Below are 18,449 nucleotides of genomic sequence, written 5' to 3' on the forward strand. Positions count from 1 at the left end.
CCGACCGCATGCCCAGCTCCGTCCTGGTCGACCAGCTCAACGCCATGGACGACGCACCCTGGGCCGACCTCGACGGCCGCCCCCTCACCACCCGCGGGCTCGCCCGCATGCTCGGCGACTACGTCACCGCCGACAACGACCCCATCAAGCCCCGCACCATGAAGTTCAACGGCGTCGCGGCCAAGGGCTACCTCGCCTCCGACCTCACCGACGGCTGGGTCCGCTACTGCCCGCCTCTTTCCCAGGAATCCGTAACTGCCGTAACCGCCGTAACCGCGCAGGTCAGGCCCCTGTTTCCGGTTACGGATACGGGCACGGTTACGGATACATCCGTTGACGTCACGCCCGCGACCGCCGCCGTCGCAGAGCGCTCCTGAGCCGCCACGGACGCCGCCCAGTGCGGCCCCGCAACGGCACCCATCCGTAACCGAAACCCAATCCGTAACTTCGATCATGCCTCTGACCTGCACGGTTACGGCAGTTACGGAGGTTACGGATCCCTGGGAAGGAAGGCCGCAGCCTGCGGCCGCCCCCTTTCCGCGGCGGGTGAATACCCGCCCATCGGCAAGCCTCCGTCGCCCAGTCAGGGAGTCGCCACATGTCCAAGTCCGACCCGAAGCTGAAGCTCGCCGCCGTGCTCGAAGAGATCGACATGTCCCGCTCCGCCTTCTACCGAATGGCCGCCCGCGGCCACGGCCCCAAGATCATCAAGCTCCCCAACGGCCACATCCGTGTCCGCCGGTCCGACCTCGACGCCTGGTGGACCGCGCGGGAGCACTCCACCGCCGCCTGACCTTCCGCCAACCGAGGGCCCCGGTTTCGACCGGGGCCCTGCCACAGGAGCGCCCATTGCTGACCTACGACGTGAAGCTCTACACCATCCGCCAGCGCCCCGGACGGCGCCTTCCATTCGAGCTGCGGTGGAAGGTCGGCTCAAAGCCTCACTCCAAGAGCTACGCCACCAAGACGCTGGCCACCGGTCGACTCGCTGAACTGCGCACGGCCATGAAGAACGGTGAGGAGTTCGACCAGGAGAGCGGTCTTCCGGTGTCCGAGCTGCGCAAGCAGACCGAAGGCACATGGTTTGACCACGCCGTGAAGTTCGCCGAGATGAAGTGGGCAAGTTCATCGGCCAAGAGCCGGGCAACCCGCGCTGATGCCCTCGCCACCGTCACCTCAGCGCTGGTGACGGATCATCGTGGCGCGCCCGCCCCGCGGACGCTCCGCCAGGCGCTGTCCTGCTGGGCGTTCAACTTCTCCAGGCACCTGCCCGAGCAGCCCGAAGAGGTCGCCGAAGCCCTCGAATGGCTGGAGCGGAAGTCCGTAAAGATGGGCCGACTTGAGGACTCCGACACCATCCGGCGCGCTCTGGACGCCCTCTCTCGCTTGCTGAACGGCGAGTCTGCCGCAGACAACACGATCGCCCGGAAGCGGATGGTGTTCAACAATGCGTTGAACTACGCGGTGGAGCGCCGCAAGCTGCCATCCAACCCGCTCCAGTTCGTGGACTGGACTCCGCCTCAGACGGACGACGAGATCGACTTTCGCTGGGTGCCGAACCCGCAGGTCGGTCATGCACTGGTTGAGGCCGCCGCGCAGGTCTCCGGGCGAGGGCGCCACCTGCGAGCGTTCTACGGCTGCATCCTGTACGCCGCCACGCGGCCTGCTGAAGCGACCAACCTGCGAGCGAGCGACTGCACCCTGCCCGATACGGGTTGGGGGCTTCTGCTGCTGAACGGAAGCTCGCCGCGGGTCGGCTCCCGGTGGACCGACGACGGGCAGTCGCATGAGGAGCGCGGCTTGAAGCGGCGGGCCCGGAAGGCCACGCGACCGGTCCCGATTCCACCCGTTCTCGTCCGGCTCCTCCGCGAACACATCGCAGAGTTCGGTGTCGCACCAGACGGCAGGCTGTTCCGAGCGTCCGAAGGCGGCCGACTCCTCACCCAGGAGACCGCTGCCGTGTGGAAGGAGGCCCGGAAGCGAGCACTCACGGCCGAACAGGTGGCCAGTCCATTCGCGGAGGTGCCCTACTCGTGCCGCGCCACCGCGGTCTCTGGCTGGCTGGCGGCTGGCGTCGACAAGGCTGAGGTCGCCCGCCGAGCCGGGCACAGCATCGCCGTCCTGCTCCGGTTCTACGCCAAGGTCATCAACGACCGAGAGGACCACTCGAACGCCCTCATCGAGCGGTACCTGAACGGCGACGACCTGGCCGGATGACGGTCGATCCTGGCCCACAGCTGGCCCACACACACTGATCAGACCCGGTACACGGGTGGGACAGCCCGGGACAGGAACGCCTCAGGGCGGGTACCGACTGGTGTCGGTACCCGCCCTGAGCTGGGACTATCTCCCACCTGCGCGGAGGGTGTGGGATTTGAACCCACGGTGACCAGAGGCCACGACAGTTTTCAAGACTGTTCCCTTAGGCCGCTCGGGCAACCCTCCTGGCGGAGGTCAGCCTAACGGGTCGGAGCGGGTTCGGTGCACTCCGTTTCCGGGGTCGGGTGACCCCGGGCGGGGTCAGTTGTCGCCCTTGCGCTCGCCGAGGACGACGGTGGTCTTGGCGGCCTTGCCGTCGCGGGTGTACTCGACCTCGACCTTCTCGCCCGGCTTGTGCGTCCAGATCTCGGAGACCAGGGTCGGGCCGCTGTCGATCGGGATGCCGCCGAGCTTGGTGATGACGTCGCCGGGCTTGAGGCCCGCCTGGTCGGCGGGACCGCCCGGGGTGACGGCCGGGGTGCCCTGGACGGCATTGGTCTGGATCTGGGCTCCGTCGCCCTTGTAGTCGTCGTTGCGGAGCACACCGAGGATCGCGTAGACCGGCTGGCCGTCCTTGATCAGTGTCTCGGCGACCCACTTGGCCTGGTTGATCGGGATCGCGAAGCCGAGGCCGATGGAGCCGGCCCGGCCGTTGCCGCTGGTGTTGGACTGGATCGCCGAGTTGATGCCGATCACCGCGCCGGAGGCGTTGAGCAGCGGGCCGCCGGAGTTGCCCGGGTTGATCGAGGCGTCGGTCTGCAGGGCGTTCATGTAGGACGCCTGCGCACCCGTCTCGTCGCCGGAGGCGACCGGGCGGTCCTTGGCGCTGATGATGCCGGTGGTGACGGTGCCCTCGAGGCCGTACGGGGCGCCGATGGCGATGGTGGCGTCGCCGACCGCGACCTTGTCGGAGTCGCCGAGCGGCAGCGGGACGAGCTTGTCCTTCGGCGGGTTGTCGAGCTTGATCACCGCGACGTCGTAGCCCTGGGCGCGGCCGACCACCGAGGCGGTGTAGGACGAGCCGTCGGAGAACTTCACGGTGAGCTTGCCGCCCGAGGCCGCCGGGGCGACCACGTGGTTGTTGGTGAGGATGTGGCCCTCGGTGTCGAAGACGAAGCCGGTGCCGGTGCCGGACTCCTGCGAGCCCTGCGCCTTGATGGTGACGGTGCTGGGCAGCGCCTTGGCGGCGATGCCGGCGACCGAGTCCGGGGCGCGGTCGGTGACCTTGCGGCTGTCGCTGACGCTGACGGTCGTGCTCGTCCGGCTGGTGCCGCCCGAGCTGTCGTCACCGCCGACCGCGGCGCCGATGGCACCGCCGGCCACGCCGGCGACCAGGGCGACCGCGGCGATCAGGGCGACGAGGCCGCCGCGCTTGCGGCGCGGGGCCGGGCCGCCGACCGGCGGGTACGGGTACCCGGGGCCGCCGGGCTCGCCCGGGTTGCCGGTGCCGCCGGGGCCGCCGGCCGGGTGGCCCCAGCCGCCGACGGGGTGGCCGGCGCCGAACGGGTGGTGCGCCTCGCCGGGCGGCGTGGGACCGGCCGGCGGCGGGGCCGCCGGGGTGCCGTACGGGTCGGTGGCCGCGGCGGGCGGCGCGTACGGGTTGGCCGGCTGCGGCTGCGGCTGCGGCTGGGGCTGGGGCTGGCCCGGGGCGGCCGCCGCCGCCGGCGGCGGGACGTCGGCGTACGGGGAGCCGGCGGGGACGGCCGGCGGCGGCGCGTCCAGGTACGACGGCGCGGCCGGGGCGGCCGGGGCCGCGGGCACGACCGGCGGCGGGGCGTCGATGTACGAGGTCGCGGCCGGGGCCGGCTCGCTCAGCTTGGAGAGAGCGAGCGTGGGCGCGGACTCGACGACCGGCGGCGGCGGGGCCGCCGCGGTGTCAGGAGCCGGACCCACCGTACGGGGCTCGCCGGAGGGCGGCTGCTCCTCCTGCGGCCCGGTGGACCCACTCGCGTGCTCGTTGCTCACGGACGACCTCCATAGCTGACAGATCCTTGGCCCATAGTGTTTCGCATGGCTGATTCGGTTGCCGTAAGGAGCCTTCTGAAGAACGGCTAAGAATCCTTAGCCGTCCCTGACAGGATGCGTCCGACCTGTGGCGGAACGCGAAAGGCGGGGTGCGGCACGCGACCGGCGGCCCGCCGTCCCGCGATGCGGAACCGAAACCTCCGGCCCTTGGCGTGCGCGGCCGGGTTCGTTAGCCTGTCGTCCTCATCTGAACACGCGGGAGCTTGGACCTTCCAGGCTGAGAGTGCGCCGATCGACCGGCCTGGCGGAGTCCGGGCCGGACGAGGGGGCGCTGACCGCCTGAACCTGTCCGGGTAATGCCGGCGTAGGGAGTACCGGCCATGACGGCTGTTTCGCCTGCCCCTGTTCCCGGTGTCGAGGCCGGCCGGCGCGTCGAGGCGCCGCTCGTGCTGGACACCGCCCCGCCGCGGACGCTCGACTTCCGCGCCCAGTTCGCCCTCTGGGCCAACCTCGGGGTCAGCCTGATCGGCTTCCAGAGCGCCGCCACCGTGCTCGGCACGGCCGGCCACGAGCTGTCCTTCGCGGCGGCGGTCACCGCGATCGTCACCGGCACGGTGATCGGCACCGCGATGCTGGGCGTCGCCGCGCTGATCGGCGCCCGCACCGGCGCCCCCGCGATGGCGGTGCTGCGCGGCCTGTTCGGCACCCGGCTGTCGTACCTGCCGACGGTGCTGAACATCCTGCAGTGCATCGGCTGGGGCGTCTTCGAGCTGATCGTGATCGCGGGCGGCGCCCAGACGGTGGCGGGCACCCAGGGCTGGCGCTGGCTGTTCGTGCTGCTGGCCGGCGTGCTGACCACGGCGCTCACCATCTGGCCGCTCGGCTCGATCGCGGTGCTGCGCAAGTACGTGGCCGTCGCCGTCGGCGTGGCGATGGTCTACTTCACCGTCCAGCTGGGCCGGCAGGGCTTCCCCGACCCGGGCGCGGGCAACTGGGACGGCTTCCTCCCGGCGACCGACGCGATCATCGCGGTGTCGATCTCCTTCGTGCCGCTGGCCGCGGACTACACCCGGCACGCGCGCACGCCCGGCTCGGCGTACTGGGGCACCTTCGCCGGCTACTCGCTGGCGCAGGTCTGGTGCTACGTGCTCGGCCTGATCGCGCTGCTGCAGTCCGGCGGCGACACCTCGAAGATCTTCTCCTCGTTCACCGGCGTCGCGGCCGGCTGGGCCTTCCTGCTGGTGCTGGTGGTCCGCGAGACCGACCAGTCCTTCGCGAACGTGTACTCGACGGCGATGTCGGTGCACAACCTGCTGCCGAAGGTGGACCGGCGGCTGCTCACCGGCGGCATCGGCGCCCTGGTGACGCTGCTGGCGCTGCGGGTCGAGGAGGGCGAGTTCAACGACACCTACGCGAGCTTCCTCTACCTGATCGGCGCGGTCTTCGTGCCGCTGCTGGCGGTGCTGGCGGTGGACTACTTCTTCGGGGCCGGCCGGAACGGCTGGGACACCGGCCAGGACGCCCCGGCCCGCTGGCCGATGCTGCTGCCGTGGGCGCTGGGCTTCGCCACGTACCAGTTCCTGGCGCCGACCGCGGTGGCCGGCTGGTGGACGGACTTCTGGCAGGGGCTGCAGTCGGCGGTGGGCTTCACCCCGCAGCCGTGGACCTCGGCCTCGCTGTTCGGCTTCCTGGTGCCGGCGCTGGCGACCTGGGCGCTGACCCCGCTGACCTCGCGCCGCCCGGCCCGCGCCGACGGCTGAGCCCGCGGCGGGCACCCGGCCGGGTGCCCGCCGGCCTCCGTCCGGTGCCGCCGGCCGCCGGACGGAGGTGTTCACCACGGGTTTCCCGTGCCGAATCCGATCGGACATCCACGCACTCGTAGGGTGTTGATGTGGACACTCAGAAGATCCGCCGCACCGCTCCGGCGGTCTCCGGCATCCCGGCGCCCGACCGCACGGCCGTCCGGGTCGTCGCGCACCGCGGCTCCTCCGCGGCCCTGCCCGAGCACACCCTGGAGGCGTACGCCCGGGCGATCGAGGAGGGGGCGGACGGGCTGGAGTGCGACGTCCGGCTGACCGCCGACGGCCGGCTGGTGTGCGTGCACGACCGCACCGTGCGGCGCACCTCGGACGGCCGGGGCGCGGTGTCCGCGATGACGCTGGCTCAGCTCTCGGAGCTCGACTTCGGCTCCTGGCACTCGCCGGACACCCCGCGGCCGAGCTCGATCCTGACCCTGGCCGGCCTGCTGGAACTGGTCGCCGAGGCGGGACGCCGGGTGGAGCTGGCCATCGAGACCAAGCACCCGACCCGGTACGCGGGCCGGACGGAGGCCGAGCTGGTGCGGCTGCTGGACCACTACGGACTGCTGCCGCGCACCCCGGAGGAGTCCACCGTCCGGGTCATGAGCTTCTCCGAGCTGTCGCTGCACCGGGTGCGCCGGGCGGTGCCCGCGATGCCGACGGTGTACCTGCTGGAGCGCCGGCTGCCGGTGCTCGGCCGGACGCGGTCGCTGCCCGGCGGCGCCGCCGTCGCCGGGCCCGGCATCGAGCTGGTGCGGCGGGACCCGGGCCTGGTGACGGCGCTGCGCCGGGCCGGGCACCGGGTGCACGTCTGGACGGTCGACGAGCCCGAGGACGTCGAGCTCTGCCTGGAGCTGGGCGTGGAGGCGCTGATCACCAACCGGCCGCGCGAGGTGCTGGCGCAGCTCGGCCGCTGAGCGCACCACCCGGGCGGAGCGGTGTGCGAACGGCGCACGGCGGGGCGCGGACTTCTGACAGGAGCTCAGAGAACGCTCAATTCCTCGGACTTTCACAACAGACCGTAAGCGGTTTATCGGTGGTTGAATACGGTGGGTCGCGGGCCCCGGGAATGTCTCTGCGCGATCGCCGAACGGTCGTTTCCGACGCATTCCCAGGGGGCATCCATCCCTCGGCAGACGCTGAAGGAGGTCCCGGGGGTGGCGTTGATGGTGGCGCGTGCTGTGCCCGAAAAGACAGGGCCGACTTCGTCGACCATGGCGGTGCCGCACGGTCCGGCCGGCGTCGGAGCGGCTCGCCGGAGGATGCGCCGGGAGCTCGGTGAACGGGCGGTACCGGAGCAGGTCGTCGACGACGCGGTGCTGATCCTCTCCGAACTGCTCAGCAATTCCTGTCGTTACGCGCGGCCGCTCGGAAAGTTCTCGGAACTGGCCGGGCGGACGACCGCCGACATGGTGGACGCGGTCCTCGTGCGGGCGGTGACGGCCTCCCGGCACGGCGGTGCGGAGACGACGGAGGAAAACGATCCGGGCGGGATCCTGGTCCGCTGGTGGACGCACGCGGACGGCATCGTCGTGGAGGTCACCGACGGCGGTGCGCCGACCAGGCCGCGGCCGGCCAGCCCGTCGCTGACGGCGCGCGGCGGACGCGGGCTGAGCATCGTCGGCAAGCTGGCCGACGCCTGGGGCGTCCGCGACGCGCCGGGCGAGGTGACGGTCTGGGCCGCCCTGCCGCTGCGGCCGGAGCGGCGCGACGATCCGGCCGCCTAGGACGTGCCTTCAAAGGCGTACGAATGCCACACAGGGGCGCGTGGGCGAGTCCGTGGCGACCCCGCGGGGGTGCGTCCGCACCGGTGGGCGGCACGAACCTCAGTAGGCTGCGGGTGCACTGTCGCCGTTCCCGGGAGCCCCGCCATGGCCAAGAAGGCCGCAAAGTCCTCGTCGCAGCCCAGCACCGCCACCGCCACCGGCGAGATCCCGGTCGTCGGTGCGCGCGAGAAGTGCCCGTGCGGCTCCGGCCGCCGGTACAAGGCCTGCCACGGCCGGGAGGCCGCGCACGCCGTGCAGGAGCTGGTGCACCGCCCGTTCGAGGGCCTGCCGGGCGAGGCCGACTGGGTCGCGCTGCGCGAGCTGGTGCCGGCCGCGACCGTGCCGCTGACGCTGGCCGCCGGGGTGGCGGACGGCGCCGTCGGTGAGGTGCCGTCGGTGACCCTGGCCACCGTGCTGCCGCTGGCCTGGCCCGCGCTGCGCCGCACGGACGGCTCGATCCTGCTCGGCCTGCAGACCCAGTCGAGCTCGGGCGACCTGAGCCGCGACCTGGCCGACGCGCTGGAGCTGGCGCTCGCCACCGAGCCGGGCACCCCGGTGCCGTCCCGCCGGACGGTGCCGGGCGGCCGCCGCCTGCAGGACCTGCTGGACACCTCGGCCGGCTTCGCCCCGACCGTGCACACCGGCTTCGAGTTCTGGCTGGAGGACGCCGAGTCGGCCACCGGCGAGGTCGCCGCCTCGCTGGAGCGGGCCAACGCCTCGGCCATCCCGACCGAGAAGGTCACCTCCGTGGACGCCGCCTACTGGTGCGGCACCCCGGACAAGAACCACCTGCGCTGGGTCATGACCGTGCCCGAGGAGAAGCTGCTCGACGCGCTGGCGCGGCTGTCCGCGGCCGGCCGCAGCTCGCTCGGCGAGGACACCAAGCTGGTCGGCTCGTTCCGCGCGCACGGCCTGACCGTGCCGGTGTGGGACCTGCCGGTCGAGTTCTCCGCGAAGGACTGCGAGCAGCCCGCCGCCGAGTTCGCCGAGCGGCTGGCCGGCGCGCTGGCCGAGACCGCACCCCTGTCCGCGGAGGAGCGCCGCGCCCGCGCCAACCTGGTGAGCCGTCAGATCACCCTGAACTGACGGGGAATGTGACTCCGGTCACATTTCCACCGGTGGGACGAAAATGCCAGGTCGGCCATGGGCGGACAAATTGGCGCCCCGCCGGATCTTTGTTACTGTTTAAACAGTCCGGTCGCTGGTGCATCCCCCGTCGCCAGCGACCGGATTTCCCATTCCCGGGGACGCTTGGCGGCGCCGCGGAGGCGCCCCGTTCCGGCCGCCCCGCGCCCGGCTCAGTACGCCAGCCGGCTGCTGTCCGGCTCGGCCACGCTCGCGGCGATCAACCCCTCCAGCAGGGTGCCGACCTGAGGCAGCCACAGCCCGTTCCCGACCGGCGGTGACACCCAGTGCACCCCGCCCGCACCGGTCTGCGAGGGCGGCAGCAGGACGTACCCGCCGGGCCCGTGGTAGCGCAGCGAACCGGGCACCCAGGGCCGCTCCGCCAGCAGCCCGCCCAGCTCCTCCAGCGTGAACGGCGCGACCAGCAGCACGTGCCGCCCGGGCACGGCCAGCACCGGGCCTACCGGCACGCCCAGGTCGGCGAAGTAGCGCAGCACCCGCTCGCCCGCCGCGGCGGGCAGGCTCACCCCGCACACCGACCGCCCGGTGGCGACCAGCACCGGCGCGCCGGGCGCCCGGTGCTCCCACCACCACTGCACCATGCGGCCGTCCGTGGTGGCGGCCGCCAGCGGCGGGTCGTGCGGATGGGCGCCGGCCAGCGGACAGCGCGGCTCGCCGCAGCTGCACGGACCGAACGCCCCGCGGACGGCACGCGCGCCCGGCACCACCGGCCAGCCGCGGTCCGCCGCCTCCAGCGCCGCCAACAGCAGCGCGCCCTGCTCCCGCCGGCGGCTCCCCGGCCACCGCAACTGCATCCGACGCATGGGTGCTCGTTCCTCTCCGCGACCGTGGGGACCAGGACGACCGCCGGCGCGGGCGCGGGCGGTGTGAGACGAGGGAGGGGGAGGGCACCCGGAGGTTCCCGGCCGCACGGCCCCTGGAACGAGAATCCCTCATACGGCCGGATGGACGCGCGCTGCGGCCCGCCGGTTCCACCGTACGAGTGAGTCGGCCGCCGGCCGGGGAGCGGCCGCGAGGCGGAAGCATACGATCCGGACCGCAGATTGACCGAGCGTCAGCCCGAGCGGCCGCACGGCGCCGCCGCGGGCCCGCCCCGGCGTGCCCCGGCACCGCCCGCGACCGCGCGCACGGGCCCCCGGGAGAGACCTCGTCACGCTTATGGACATGCCCCGATCGGCCTGTGTACAAGTGGTGGATTGCTGCCGAACAGTGAGATAGCACTCGTTCTGTCCGGTCTCGGGAGTCCTGCGTGACACGTACCAGTATGTGGGGAGTTGCGACATGACCGACGCCCAGCCGAGCGGACTGGCCGTGAGCGGTGCGGCGCTGCCCGGCACGGCAGCGTGCGGAGCGGCCCCGGCACCCTGCGGGACGGCGCCCGCGGCGGCCGTCCTGACGCCGGTCCTCCCGCTGCCGGCGCTCCTCGGCGACGAGTTCGCCGACGGGGCCGACGGCGGGCTGCAGGACCGTTTGGCCGGATGGCTCTCCGATTTCACCAGCCTCCACGAGCACACCGAACTGCTCACCCGCGCCCGGGGCCTGGACGCCGCGCTGGCGGCCGTCCTGGAGTCCGGCGCGGCCCTGCTCGGCGCCCGGCGCGGACTGATCACCACCACCGCGCGCGGCAGCGGCCGTAGCGTCGGCCTCGGCCTCGACCGCTCCGGCATCGGCGCGCTGGAGACCGTACCGGTCGAGCACGGGCCGTTCGCCGGGCTGCTCAGCCGGGCCGGCGGCGGCGGGCAGCTGCTGATCGCCGACCTCGCCGCCGACCCGGCGGCCGGCCCGCGATTCCGCGAGGTCGCCGCCCAGCTCGGCCTCGGCGCCTGCTTCGCACTGCCGCTCGGCACCCCGGAGGACGGCCCGCTCGGCGCCGCCGCCTGGTTCTACGACGAGCCCGCCGAGCCGGGCGAGCGCCGCCGTCACCTCCTGCGCCGCTACTGCGAGTTCGCCGGGCCGGTGCTGGCCGGCCAGCTCGCCGCCGACCGGTCCCGGCGGGCCACCGACGCCCTGCGCCGCGGTCTGCTGCCGGACCGGCTGCCCGTGCTGGACGGCGTCCGGCTGGCCGCCCGCTGCGTCACCGCCGGCCTGGAGCAGGCCACCGGCAGCGACTGGTACGACGCGGTGGAGCTCCCCGACGGCACCCTCGCCCTGACCGTCGGCAGCGTCTTCGGCGACGGCCTCGGCGCGGGCCTGACCTCCGCCCCCGGGGCGGCCGCCGCGATGGGGCGCATCCGGGCCGCGCTGCGCGCCTACGCCGTGCTGGAGGGCGAGGACCCGGTCTCCGTCCTCGGCGACCTCGAACTGCTCCTCAGGACCACCGAGCCGGCCCGCACCGCCACCGCCGTCTACGCCTGGGTGCAGCCCGCCGAGCGGCGGGTCACGCTGGCCGGTGCCGGGCACTGCCCGCCGATCCTGGTCACCCGCGACGAGGCGCGCTTCGTCGAGACCTCGCTCTCCGCGCCGCTCGGCGTGCTCAGCTGCTGGGAGGCGCCCGGCGTGGAGCTCGCCGCCGACCGCGGCGACCTCCTGCTGCTGTACACCGAGGGGCTCGCCCGCCGCTGCGGCCCGAGCCTGCACGCCGGGCAGGCCGCGCTGCGGCGGGCGGCCGCCGACGCCCCGCGGGACGTGCTGCTCGACCCCGACCGGCTCTGCGCGCACCTGCTGGAGGCCACCGGCGGCGACGCCGCCGGCTCCGACGACCTGGTCCTGATGGCGCTGCGCTTCTGCTGACCGGCCCGGACGCCCGTTCGGTCCGTCCTCGTACCATGGTGGGCACGGCCGCCCGACCACGTCGCGATCCGACGTGCCCCGGGCGGGGAGACGCGCGCAAGGAGGCGACGTACGTGACCGAGGACCGCACCCCGGCAGTGTCCGACAACCCCGAGGGTCTGGCCGCCGAGGAGGAGGACCAGCCGATCAAGGGCCGCAAGAACGGCCTGTACGGGGAGGTCACCGACGAGCTGGCCGCGTCCATGAAGTCGGGCTGGGCCGACACCGAGCTGCGCGGGCTGCAGCCGGTCGCCCAGGCCCCGTACGCCGCCGGCCGCCGGGCGAAGCTGTCCGCCGCGTTCCCGGGCGAGCGGCTGGTCGTCCCGGCCGGCCGGCTGCGGGTGCGCGCCAACGACACCGACTACCCGTTCCGCGCCGCCAGCGAGTACGTGCACCTGACCGGCGACCAGACCGAGGACGCCGTCCTGGTGGGCGAGCCCACCGGGGACGGCCACGACTTCGTGCTGTACCTGCTGCCGCGCTCGAACCGCGAGAACGGCGAGTTCTGGCTGGACGGCCAGGGCGAGCTGTGGGTCGGCCGCCGGCACAGCCTGGAGGAGGCGCAGGCCCTGCTCGGCCTGCCCGCCCGCGACGTCCGCAAGGCCGCCGAGGAGCTCGCCGCCGTCGAGGGCGTGCCCACCCGGATCGTCCGCGGCTACGACGCGGCCCTGGAGGAGGCGCTCGCCGGCGTGCTCGACGAGGAGCGCGACGACGAGCTGAAGGTCTTCCTGTCCGGGCTGCGCCTGGTCAAGGACGAGTGGGAGGTCGGCGAGCTGCGGGCCGCCTGCGACGCCACCGTGAAGGGCTTCACCGACGTCGTCCGCGAGCTCGGCCAGGCCGTCGCCACCTCCGAGCGCTGGATCGAGGGCACCTTCTGGCGCCGCGCCCGGGTCGAGGGCAACGACGTCGGCTACGGCTCCATCTGCGCGGCCGGCCCGCACGCCACCACCCTGCACTGGGTGCGCAACGACGGCGAGGTCCGCCCCGGCGAGCTGCTGCTGCTCGACGCCGGCGTGGAGACGAACACCCTGTACACCGCGGACGTCACCCGGACGCTGCCGATCAACGGCCGGTTCGACGCGCTGCAGCGCAAGATCTACGACGCGGTGTACGACGCCCAGGAGGCCGGCATCGCCGCGGTGAGGCCGGGCGGCCGGTTCCGCGACTTCCACGACGCGGCGCAGCGGGTGCTGGCCGAGCGCCTGCTGGCCTGGGGCCTGCTCGACCCGTCGGTGTACGACGTGGAGAAGGTGCTGGAGCTGGGCCTGCAGCGCCGCTGGACGCTGCACGGCACCGGCCACATGCTCGGCCTCGACGTGCACGACTGCGCGCACGCCCGCCGCGAGGAGTACGTGGACGCGGAGCTGGTGCCGGGCATGGTGCTCACCGTCGAACCCGGCCTGTACTTCCAGCTGGACGACCTGACCGTGCCGGAGGAGTACCGCGGCATCGGCGTCCGGATCGAGGACGACATCCTGGTCACCGCCGACGGCAACGAGAACCTCTCGGCCGGGCTGCCCCGCACCGCGGACGAGGTCGAGTCCTGGATGTCCGGCCTGGCCCGCTGACCGGTCCGGCACGCACGGCACGCACGACGGCCGGGCCCCCGCACGGGGTGCCCGGCCGTCGCCGTCTCAGCCGAGGGCCAGCTGAACCGGCACCGTGGTGCTGCCCACCGTGGTGAAGTTCGCCGGCTCGGTCGGCAGGTACAGCTCGGCGGACATGCCGGGGGTTCCCGGACCGTCATCGGTCATGAGGCTCGTCCGGTGGCGGATCGTCCTGCTCTGCCCGGTGCCAACGCGAAGGCCGCCTTCTGCCCGGGAGGGCGCAGCTGGGATCGCTGCCCCGGCCCGGCCCGGTCTTCGTCCAGCGGTTGCCGTCGAACCGCTCCAGCGCGCCGGGAAAACGAGGAGGTGCCCGGCGGCAGCGCCGGGCACCTGAACGGCGGATCAGCGGCGGGCGCCGCGGCGGCCCCAGCCGGACATCCGGATCGGGGCAGGGACATTCTTCGTGAATCGGGCGACAACGGGCGTGCTCATGGCGTGACCCCCCAATGAGATCGCTGCGGGTGTGGTGGTGGATGTGTACGGCGAGGCCCACCGGTCGGCTCAGCCGCACCGGCCCCGTCCCCCGGGCCCTCGTCCTGACGAAGCAGCATCCTCCCCGACGGACGGGGCGGGCTCCCACTGCTTTTTTCGCTGCGCTTCCCCGAAACCGCCGCCGGTCCCGGGCACATCTTCAGATTAGGCCCGGGCACTGACAATCCGGCCGCGCCAAGGCCTCCACCGCTCCGCCGCGGCCGGTGCGGTCAGCAGACCAGCCCGAGGTCGGCGGGGCCGGCGGTGCGCGGGTCGATCGGGCGGCGGCCCTCGGTGGGCCAGCCCTCGCGGACCCAGTACTCCAGGCCGCCGATCATCTCCTTGACCTCGCGGCCGAACGCGGCGAGCCGCATCGCGCCCTTGGTGGAGCCGTTGCAGGCGGGGCCCCAGCAGTACACCACCAGCAGCCCGGACGGGAGTGCGGCGACCCGCTCGGCGGTGATCTCCGCGAGCGGCAGGCTGATCGCCCCGGGCAGGTGGGCCTTGCGGTGGGCGCCCTCGGCGCGGACGTCGACCACGGTGAAGTCCTGCCGCCCGTCACGCATGGCGTGGTGGACGTCGGCCGGGTCGGCCTGGCAGCCGAGGCGCTCGGCGAAGAAGGCGAAGGCGCGCTCGGGGGCGAGGGCGGGGATCTCGGTCACGGGCGAGGCGGTGGCGGTCATCGGCGGGCTCCTGTCGGTCCGGGTGCCGGTCTGCTGCGACGGGATCGATCCTCGCGGCGGGCCGGGCGGCCCGACAGTGGCGGGGACGACTACACTCGTCAAGATCCCGCCAGCCCGGACGAAGGGGGCCGCCGTGGCCGTCCACCCGCAGAGCGGCCCGGTGCCCGTGGCCGTCGGCCGCCGGCCCGAGCCGGTGCACACCGTCGCCGTCTACGCCTTCGACGGCATGGCGCCGTTCGAACTGGGCGTGGTGGTCGAGGTGTTCGGTCTGGCCCGGCCCGAGCTGAGCGGGCTGCTGGCCGCACCCTGGTACGACGTCAGGGTCTGCGCCGACGAGCCCGGCACGCCGCTGAACGCGGTGGGCGGGTTCTCCCTCACCGCCCGGCACGGGCTCGGCGACCTGGCCGCCGCGGACACGGTGATGGTGGTCGCCGTCCCGAACCCGTTCGGCGGCGCGGTCTCACCCGGTCTGGTCGCCGCGCTGCGCACCGCGCACGAGCGCGGCGCCCGGATCGTCTCGATCTGCTCCGGGGCGTTCGCGCTCGCCGCGGCCGGCCTGCTGGACGGCCTGGAGGCGACCACCCACTGGCGGTACGCCGACCTGCTGCAGCAGCGGCACCCGGCGGTGCGGGTCAACCCGGACGTGCTGTACGTCGACAACGGCACGGTGCTGACCAGCGCGGGCAGCGCCGCCGGCATCGACCTCTGCCTGTACCTGGTGCGGCGCGACCACGGCGCCCGGGTGGCCAACACGGTGGCCCGGCGCTTCGTCGTCCCGCCGCACCGGGACGGTGGCCAGGCGCAGTTCATCGAGGCGGCGGTGACACCGGTCGCGGCCGAGGACGACGGCGTCGCGCGCTCCATGCAGTGGGCGCTCGACCAGCTCGCGGGGCCCCTCACCGTGCCGCTGCTCGCCCGTGCGGCGCGGATGTCCGAGCGCTCGTACCTGCGGCACTTCACGGCCCGCAACGGCACCAGCCCGATGCGCTGGGTGACGGCGCAGCGGGTCGCCGCCAGCCTGCCGCTGCTGGAGTCCCCGGAGGGGACGGTGGAGGAGATCGCCGCGGCGGTCGGCTTCGAGAGCGCCGCGACCTTCCGGCACCACTTCGGCCGCACCATGCGGGTCTCCCCCACCGCCTACCGGCGCACCTTCGGCCGCGGCGCGGCCTGACGGCCGGGCCGCGGGCCGCTCACGCCTCCCGGCGGTCGGCGTTGGCGACGATGGCGTCGCGCAGCCACCGGGCGAGGCCGGGGGCGATCTTCTCGTAGGTGGCGGTGAACCGGGGGTCGGCGAGGTACATCTCGCCGAGGCCGCGGTGGATGGCGTAGGTGCACTCGTAGAAGTTGCCGGTGATGTGCTGCCGGTGCTCCTCGGCGAGGGCGGCGCCCTCCTCGGAGTCGGGCGCGGTGCCGGCGGCGAGGGCCTCGGCGAGGCGGGTGTTGAGCGCGTCGGCCTCGGCCTTGATCCGCACCCAGTCCTCCTTGGCGTAGCCGCCGGTGCGCCGCTGGGACTCCTTCCAGGCGTCGGTGCCGCCCCAGCGCTGCTCCGCCTCGTCCTCCCAGCTCTCCTGGTAGTCCTTCCCGAACACCTCGAACTTCTCCTCCGGTGTCAGCTGAATGCCCATCTTCTGTGCCTCCATGGCTCGTTCGACCGCCGCGGCCAGTTCCTGGAGGTGCCGGATCCGGTCGCCGATGAGCCTGCGCTGGCGGCGCAGGTGTTCGTTCGGCGAGACGGAGCGGTCGTCCAGGATGTCCGCGATCTGATCGAGGGGGAAGCCGAGTTCGCGGTAGAACAGCACCTGCTGCAGCCGGTCGAGGTCCTCGTCCTCGTAGCGGCGGTAGCCGGCCGGGGTGCGGCCGCCGGGTGACAGCAGGCCGATCTCGTCGTAGTGGTGCAGGGTGCGGACGGTGACCCCGGCCGTCCTGGCCACCTGGCCGACCGAGTAGCTGCTCATCGCGGGTGCTCCCTCCTCGTTGCCCCCAGCCTCCGGCCTCACGGTGCGTGAGGGTCAAGCCGGTTCCGGCGGCCCGGCCGTGCGAGTCTCCGAGCGGACGCCGGGCGGGCCCGGGTCCGGCCTGGCGCACCGGACAATTGTCGCCGCCCGCCGGCCCGGACACGATGGCGGCATGATGACGACTGCCCTGTTCAGGCGGCTGGCCGCGGAGGCGGTCGGCACGGCGGTGCTGGCCGCGGTGCTGATCGGTTCGGGGCTGCGGGCGGCGCAGCCGGGGCCCGCCGGTTCGGCCGCGGTGGGTGCGGTGCTGGCCCCCGCGCTGGCCCTGGGGGTGCTGCTCACGGTGCTGGCGCCGGTCTCCGGGGCGCACCTGAACCCGCTGGTCACCGCCGCCGTCTGGTGGACGGGTCGGCGGGACGGCGGCCCGTCCGGTCGTGAGCTGGTCTGCTACCCGGTGGCGCAGCTGGCCGGTGCGGTGGCGGGTGCGGCGGTGGCGAACGCGATGTTCGGGCGCCCGCTGCTGGAGGTCTCCGGACGGCGGCTGGCCGCGGGGCCGCTCTGGCTGGCGGAGGCGGTGGCGACCGGGGTGCTGCTGCTGGTGGTGTGCGGGCTGCGGCACGTGGGGCGGGGCCGCTGGGCGCCGGTGGCGGTGGCCGGGTGGGCGGTCGCGGCGTGCTGGGGGACGTCCTCGGGGGCGTTCGCCAATCCGGCGGTGACGGCGGGCCGGGCGCTCTCCGACGGGACGGCCGGGATCGCGCCCGGCTCGGTGCCGGGGTTCGTGCTGGCGCAGTGCGCGGGTGCGGCCGCGGGGCTGCTGCTGGTGGCGCTGTTGTTCGGCCCGCGGGCGGCCGCGCCGGACAACGCTGCGGGCCCGGTCGGCCCGGTCGCCGCAGCGGGTCGGGGCGGTCAGGGCGCGGCGAGGAAGGACTTGGCGGCGAGCAGGGCGTCCTCGTCGGCGAGCACGTCGCCGGGCCGGCTGCCGGAGCCGAGCAGCAGGCCGCCCCAGCGCATCGACAGGTAGTCGGCGCTGCGGCGGAGCATGCCGGCGAGCGGGTCGGCGTCGGCGGGGTCGGTGCCGGCGTAGGCGCTGACGGCCCACAGGGTGCGGCCGGCCATCCGGGCCTTGAAGTCGGTGCCGGGTACGCGCATCCAGCCGGACCAGTGGTCGAGGTAGTGCTTGACGGGCGTGCTGACGCTGTACCAGTACAGCGGCGAGACGATCACCAGGTCGGTGGCGTCGAGGGTGGCGTCGAGCAGGGTGCGGGCGTGACCGGTGGGCGGCGGGTAGCTGCCGTCGTGGCGCTGGTCGGCGAAGGCGGGCAGCGGCAGGTCGGCGAGGGTGAGCCACTGCTGCTGCGTACCGGCGGGGAGGTGTTCGGCGGCGCGCCTGGCGAGCAGTTCGGCGTTGCCGCCGCTGCGGGTGGAGCCGAGCAGGAAGAGGAAGCGGCGCGGGGCCTGGTCGGCCATCGGGTCTCCGGGTGTCGTCGTGCGGCGCGGGTCGGCGGTGGCCGGCCGAGGCGTGCAACAACCCGGCCCGCCGCGGTTCTTCCCGCCGCGGGCCGGGACGCCGGGTGCTACGGCACGGGCTCAGGCGGAGATGGCGCCCTGTGCGTCGACCTTCTCGATCCTGAGGCGGACGAGGAGTTCGCCGGGGACGCCGTTGCGGGCGGCGAACTCCTCGGCCCGGTCCTCGCCCATGTAGCGGGCGCCGATCCGGCCGGCCCAGTGCCGCAGTTCGGCCGGGTCCTCGGAGAGTTCGGCGCGACCCTGCACCAGGACGAAGGAGTACGGCGGCTGCTGGTCGTCGACGCACAGCATGGCGCGGGGGTCGCGGGCGAGGTTGCGTCCCTTGACGCTGCTCGCACCGGTGTTGAGCACCACGTCCCCGCCGTCCAGCACGAACCAGACGGGCGTGACGTGCGGCCGGCCGTCCGCGCGGGTGGTGGCGAGCTTGCCGGTGCGGGTGCCGTGGGAGAGGAAGGCGCGCCATTCGGGCTCGGTCATCCGTGTCATGGCGCCATCCTTGCGG

Annotated in this window: 17 protein-coding genes, 1 tRNA gene and 1 riboswitch; of the genes, 11 read left to right on the plus strand and 7 right to left on the minus strand. The window is 73.8% G+C overall.

Annotated features, from left to right (window positions below; all coding sequences use genetic code 11):
* The 3 genes from AB0442_RS30165 to AB0442_RS30175 form a co-directional block, all read left to right on the plus strand.
* Nucleotides 1–377: DUF3631 domain-containing protein (locus AB0442_RS30165; protein WP_366166814.1), on the plus strand; the 377-nt coding region annotated here is incomplete at its 5' end.
* Nucleotides 378–598: 221 nt separating this feature from the next.
* Nucleotides 599–793, plus strand: a complete 195-nt coding sequence (locus tag AB0442_RS30170; RefSeq protein WP_366166815.1) for a helix-turn-helix domain-containing protein — start codon at nucleotides 599–601, stop codon at nucleotides 791–793.
* A gap of 56 nt (nucleotides 794–849) precedes the next feature.
* A complete protein-coding gene (locus AB0442_RS30175; protein ID WP_366166816.1) occupies nucleotides 850–2,217 on the plus strand; it encodes a site-specific integrase in 1,368 nt (455 codons plus the stop codon).
* A gap of 142 nt (nucleotides 2,218–2,359) precedes the next feature.
* On the opposite strand, the gene AB0442_RS30180 is transcribed toward AB0442_RS30175, so the two are convergent.
* Together AB0442_RS30180 and AB0442_RS30185 are read right to left on the minus strand one after the other, a co-directional pair.
* Nucleotides 2,360–2,445 (minus strand) — tRNA-Ser (locus tag AB0442_RS30180).
* A 75-nt stretch (nucleotides 2,446–2,520) separates the two neighbouring features.
* Nucleotides 2,521–4,224: a trypsin-like peptidase domain-containing protein gene (locus AB0442_RS30185; RefSeq protein ID WP_366166817.1), complete on the minus strand. Its 1,704-nt coding sequence runs from the start codon at nucleotides 4,222–4,224 to the stop codon at nucleotides 2,521–2,523.
* 245 nt (nucleotides 4,225–4,469) lie between these two features.
* A riboswitch (TPP riboswitch) is annotated at nucleotides 4,470–4,612 on the plus strand.
* On the opposite strand from AB0442_RS30185, the gene AB0442_RS30190 reads away from it, so the two are divergent.
* The 4 genes from AB0442_RS30190 to AB0442_RS30205 all read left to right on the plus strand — a co-directional run bounded on the left by AB0442_RS30190 (nucleotide 4,605) and on the right by AB0442_RS30205 (nucleotide 8,875).
* Nucleotides 4,605–5,984 (plus strand): cytosine permease, encoded by a 1,380-nt coding sequence (locus tag AB0442_RS30190; protein WP_366166818.1) that lies wholly within the window; start codon nucleotides 4,605–4,607, stop codon nucleotides 5,982–5,984. It overlaps the preceding riboswitch by 8 nt.
* A 176-nt stretch (nucleotides 5,985–6,160) precedes the next feature.
* Nucleotides 6,161–6,940: a glycerophosphodiester phosphodiesterase gene (locus tag AB0442_RS30195; protein WP_363549408.1), complete on the plus strand. Its 780-nt coding sequence runs from the start codon at nucleotides 6,161–6,163 to the stop codon at nucleotides 6,938–6,940.
* A 240-nt stretch (nucleotides 6,941–7,180) separates the two neighbouring features.
* The gene (locus AB0442_RS30200) at nucleotides 7,181–7,750 is read left to right on the plus strand and encodes an ATP-binding protein (protein WP_366166819.1); all 570 of its coding nucleotides are present in this window, start codon (nucleotides 7,181–7,183) and stop codon (nucleotides 7,748–7,750) included.
* A gap of 144 nt (nucleotides 7,751–7,894) precedes the next feature.
* On the plus strand, nucleotides 7,895–8,875 hold the full coding sequence (locus AB0442_RS30205) for a DUF5926 family protein (protein ID WP_366166820.1): 981 nt from the start codon (nucleotides 7,895–7,897) through the stop codon (nucleotides 8,873–8,875).
* A 212-nt stretch (nucleotides 8,876–9,087) separates the two neighbouring features.
* On the opposite strand, the gene AB0442_RS30210 is transcribed toward AB0442_RS30205, so the two are convergent.
* The gene (locus tag AB0442_RS30210; protein WP_366166821.1) at nucleotides 9,088–9,738 is read right to left on the minus strand and encodes a bifunctional DNA primase/polymerase; all 651 of its coding nucleotides are present in this window, start codon (nucleotides 9,736–9,738) and stop codon (nucleotides 9,088–9,090) included.
* A gap of 478 nt (nucleotides 9,739–10,216) precedes the next feature.
* Here AB0442_RS30210 and AB0442_RS30215 point away from each other — a divergent pair, with 478 nt between their 5' ends.
* Both AB0442_RS30215 and AB0442_RS30220 read left to right on the plus strand, forming a co-directional pair.
* Nucleotides 10,217–11,665 carry a PP2C family protein-serine/threonine phosphatase gene (locus tag AB0442_RS30215; RefSeq protein ID WP_366166822.1) on the plus strand — a complete coding sequence of 483 codons (1,449 nt, stop codon included), beginning with the start codon at nucleotides 10,217–10,219 and terminating at the stop codon, nucleotides 11,663–11,665.
* Between the two features lie 113 nt (nucleotides 11,666–11,778).
* Complete coding sequence (locus AB0442_RS30220) at nucleotides 11,779–13,272, plus strand: aminopeptidase P family protein (protein WP_363549360.1); 1,494 nt, start codon at nucleotides 11,779–11,781, stop codon at nucleotides 13,270–13,272.
* 740 nt (nucleotides 13,273–14,012) lie between these two features.
* Here the strand turns inward: AB0442_RS30220 and AB0442_RS30225 are convergent.
* On the minus strand, nucleotides 14,013–14,465 hold the full coding sequence (locus tag AB0442_RS30225) for a rhodanese-like domain-containing protein (protein WP_366166823.1): 453 nt from the start codon (nucleotides 14,463–14,465) through the stop codon (nucleotides 14,013–14,015).
* A 133-nt stretch (nucleotides 14,466–14,598) separates the two neighbouring features.
* Between AB0442_RS30225 and AB0442_RS30230 the strand changes: the two genes are divergently transcribed.
* Nucleotides 14,599–15,636, plus strand: coding sequence for a helix-turn-helix domain-containing protein (locus AB0442_RS30230; RefSeq protein ID WP_366166824.1), 1,038 nt, complete (start codon nucleotides 14,599–14,601; stop codon nucleotides 15,634–15,636).
* A 19-nt stretch (nucleotides 15,637–15,655) separates the two neighbouring features.
* Here AB0442_RS30230 and AB0442_RS30235 read toward each other — a convergent pair whose 3' ends face one another.
* A complete protein-coding gene (locus AB0442_RS30235) occupies nucleotides 15,656–16,420 on the minus strand; it encodes a MerR family transcriptional regulator (protein ID WP_366166825.1) in 765 nt (254 codons plus the stop codon).
* A 172-nt stretch (nucleotides 16,421–16,592) separates the two neighbouring features.
* Here AB0442_RS30235 and AB0442_RS30240 point away from each other — a divergent pair, with 172 nt between their 5' ends.
* Nucleotides 16,593–17,441, plus strand: a complete 849-nt coding sequence (locus tag AB0442_RS30240; RefSeq protein WP_366166826.1) for an aquaporin — start codon at nucleotides 16,593–16,595, stop codon at nucleotides 17,439–17,441.
* Here AB0442_RS30240 and AB0442_RS30245 read toward each other — a convergent pair.
* Both AB0442_RS30245 and AB0442_RS30250 read right to left on the minus strand, forming a co-directional pair.
* Nucleotides 17,327–17,887 carry an NAD(P)H-dependent oxidoreductase gene (locus AB0442_RS30245; protein ID WP_366166827.1) on the minus strand — a complete coding sequence of 187 codons (561 nt, stop codon included), beginning with the start codon at nucleotides 17,885–17,887 and terminating at the stop codon, nucleotides 17,327–17,329. The genes AB0442_RS30240 and AB0442_RS30245 overlap by 115 nt on opposite strands.
* Before the next feature lie 120 nt (nucleotides 17,888–18,007).
* Nucleotides 18,008–18,433 (minus strand): PPOX class F420-dependent oxidoreductase, encoded by a 426-nt coding sequence (locus AB0442_RS30250; protein WP_344624547.1) that lies wholly within the window; start codon nucleotides 18,431–18,433, stop codon nucleotides 18,008–18,010.
* Nucleotides 18,434–18,449 lie beyond the last annotated feature (16 nt).

The organism is Kitasatospora sp. NPDC085895 (assembly GCF_040702125.1).
Lineage (GTDB): Bacteria > Actinomycetota > Actinomycetes > Streptomycetales > Streptomycetaceae > Kitasatospora > Kitasatospora arboriphila.

What these genes read in the sequence shown, in the direction of transcription:
- AB0442_RS30170 (WP_366166815.1), top strand. Translation starts at nt 599, where the DNA reads ATGTCCAAGTCCGACCCGAAGCTGAAGCTCGCCGCCGTGCTCGAAGAG.
- AB0442_RS30190 (WP_366166818.1), top strand. Translation starts at nt 4,605, where the DNA reads ATGACGGCTGTTTCGCCTGCCCCTGTTCCCGGTGTCGAGGCCGGCCGG.
- AB0442_RS30205 (WP_366166820.1), top strand. Translation starts at nt 7,895, where the DNA reads ATGGCCAAGAAGGCCGCAAAGTCCTCGTCGCAGCCCAGCACCGCCACC.
- AB0442_RS30210 (WP_366166821.1), bottom strand. Translation starts at nt 9,738, where the DNA reads ATGCGTCGGATGCAGTTGCGGTGGCCGGGGAGCCGCCGGCGGGAGCAG.
- AB0442_RS30215 (WP_366166822.1), top strand. Translation starts at nt 10,217, where the DNA reads ATGACCGACGCCCAGCCGAGCGGACTGGCCGTGAGCGGTGCGGCGCTG.
- AB0442_RS30225 (WP_366166823.1), bottom strand. Translation starts at nt 14,465, where the DNA reads ATGACCGCCACCGCCTCGCCCGTGACCGAGATCCCCGCCCTCGCCCCC.
- AB0442_RS30235 (WP_366166825.1), bottom strand. Translation starts at nt 16,420, where the DNA reads ATGAGCAGCTACTCGGTCGGCCAGGTGGCCAGGACGGCCGGGGTCACC.
- AB0442_RS30240 (WP_366166826.1), top strand. Translation starts at nt 16,593, where the DNA reads ATGATGACGACTGCCCTGTTCAGGCGGCTGGCCGCGGAGGCGGTCGGC.
- AB0442_RS30245 (WP_366166827.1), bottom strand. Translation starts at nt 17,887, where the DNA reads ATGGCCGACCAGGCCCCGCGCCGCTTCCTCTTCCTGCTCGGCTCCACC.
- AB0442_RS30250 (WP_344624547.1), bottom strand. Translation starts at nt 18,433, where the DNA reads ATGACACGGATGACCGAGCCCGAATGGCGCGCCTTCCTCTCCCACGGC.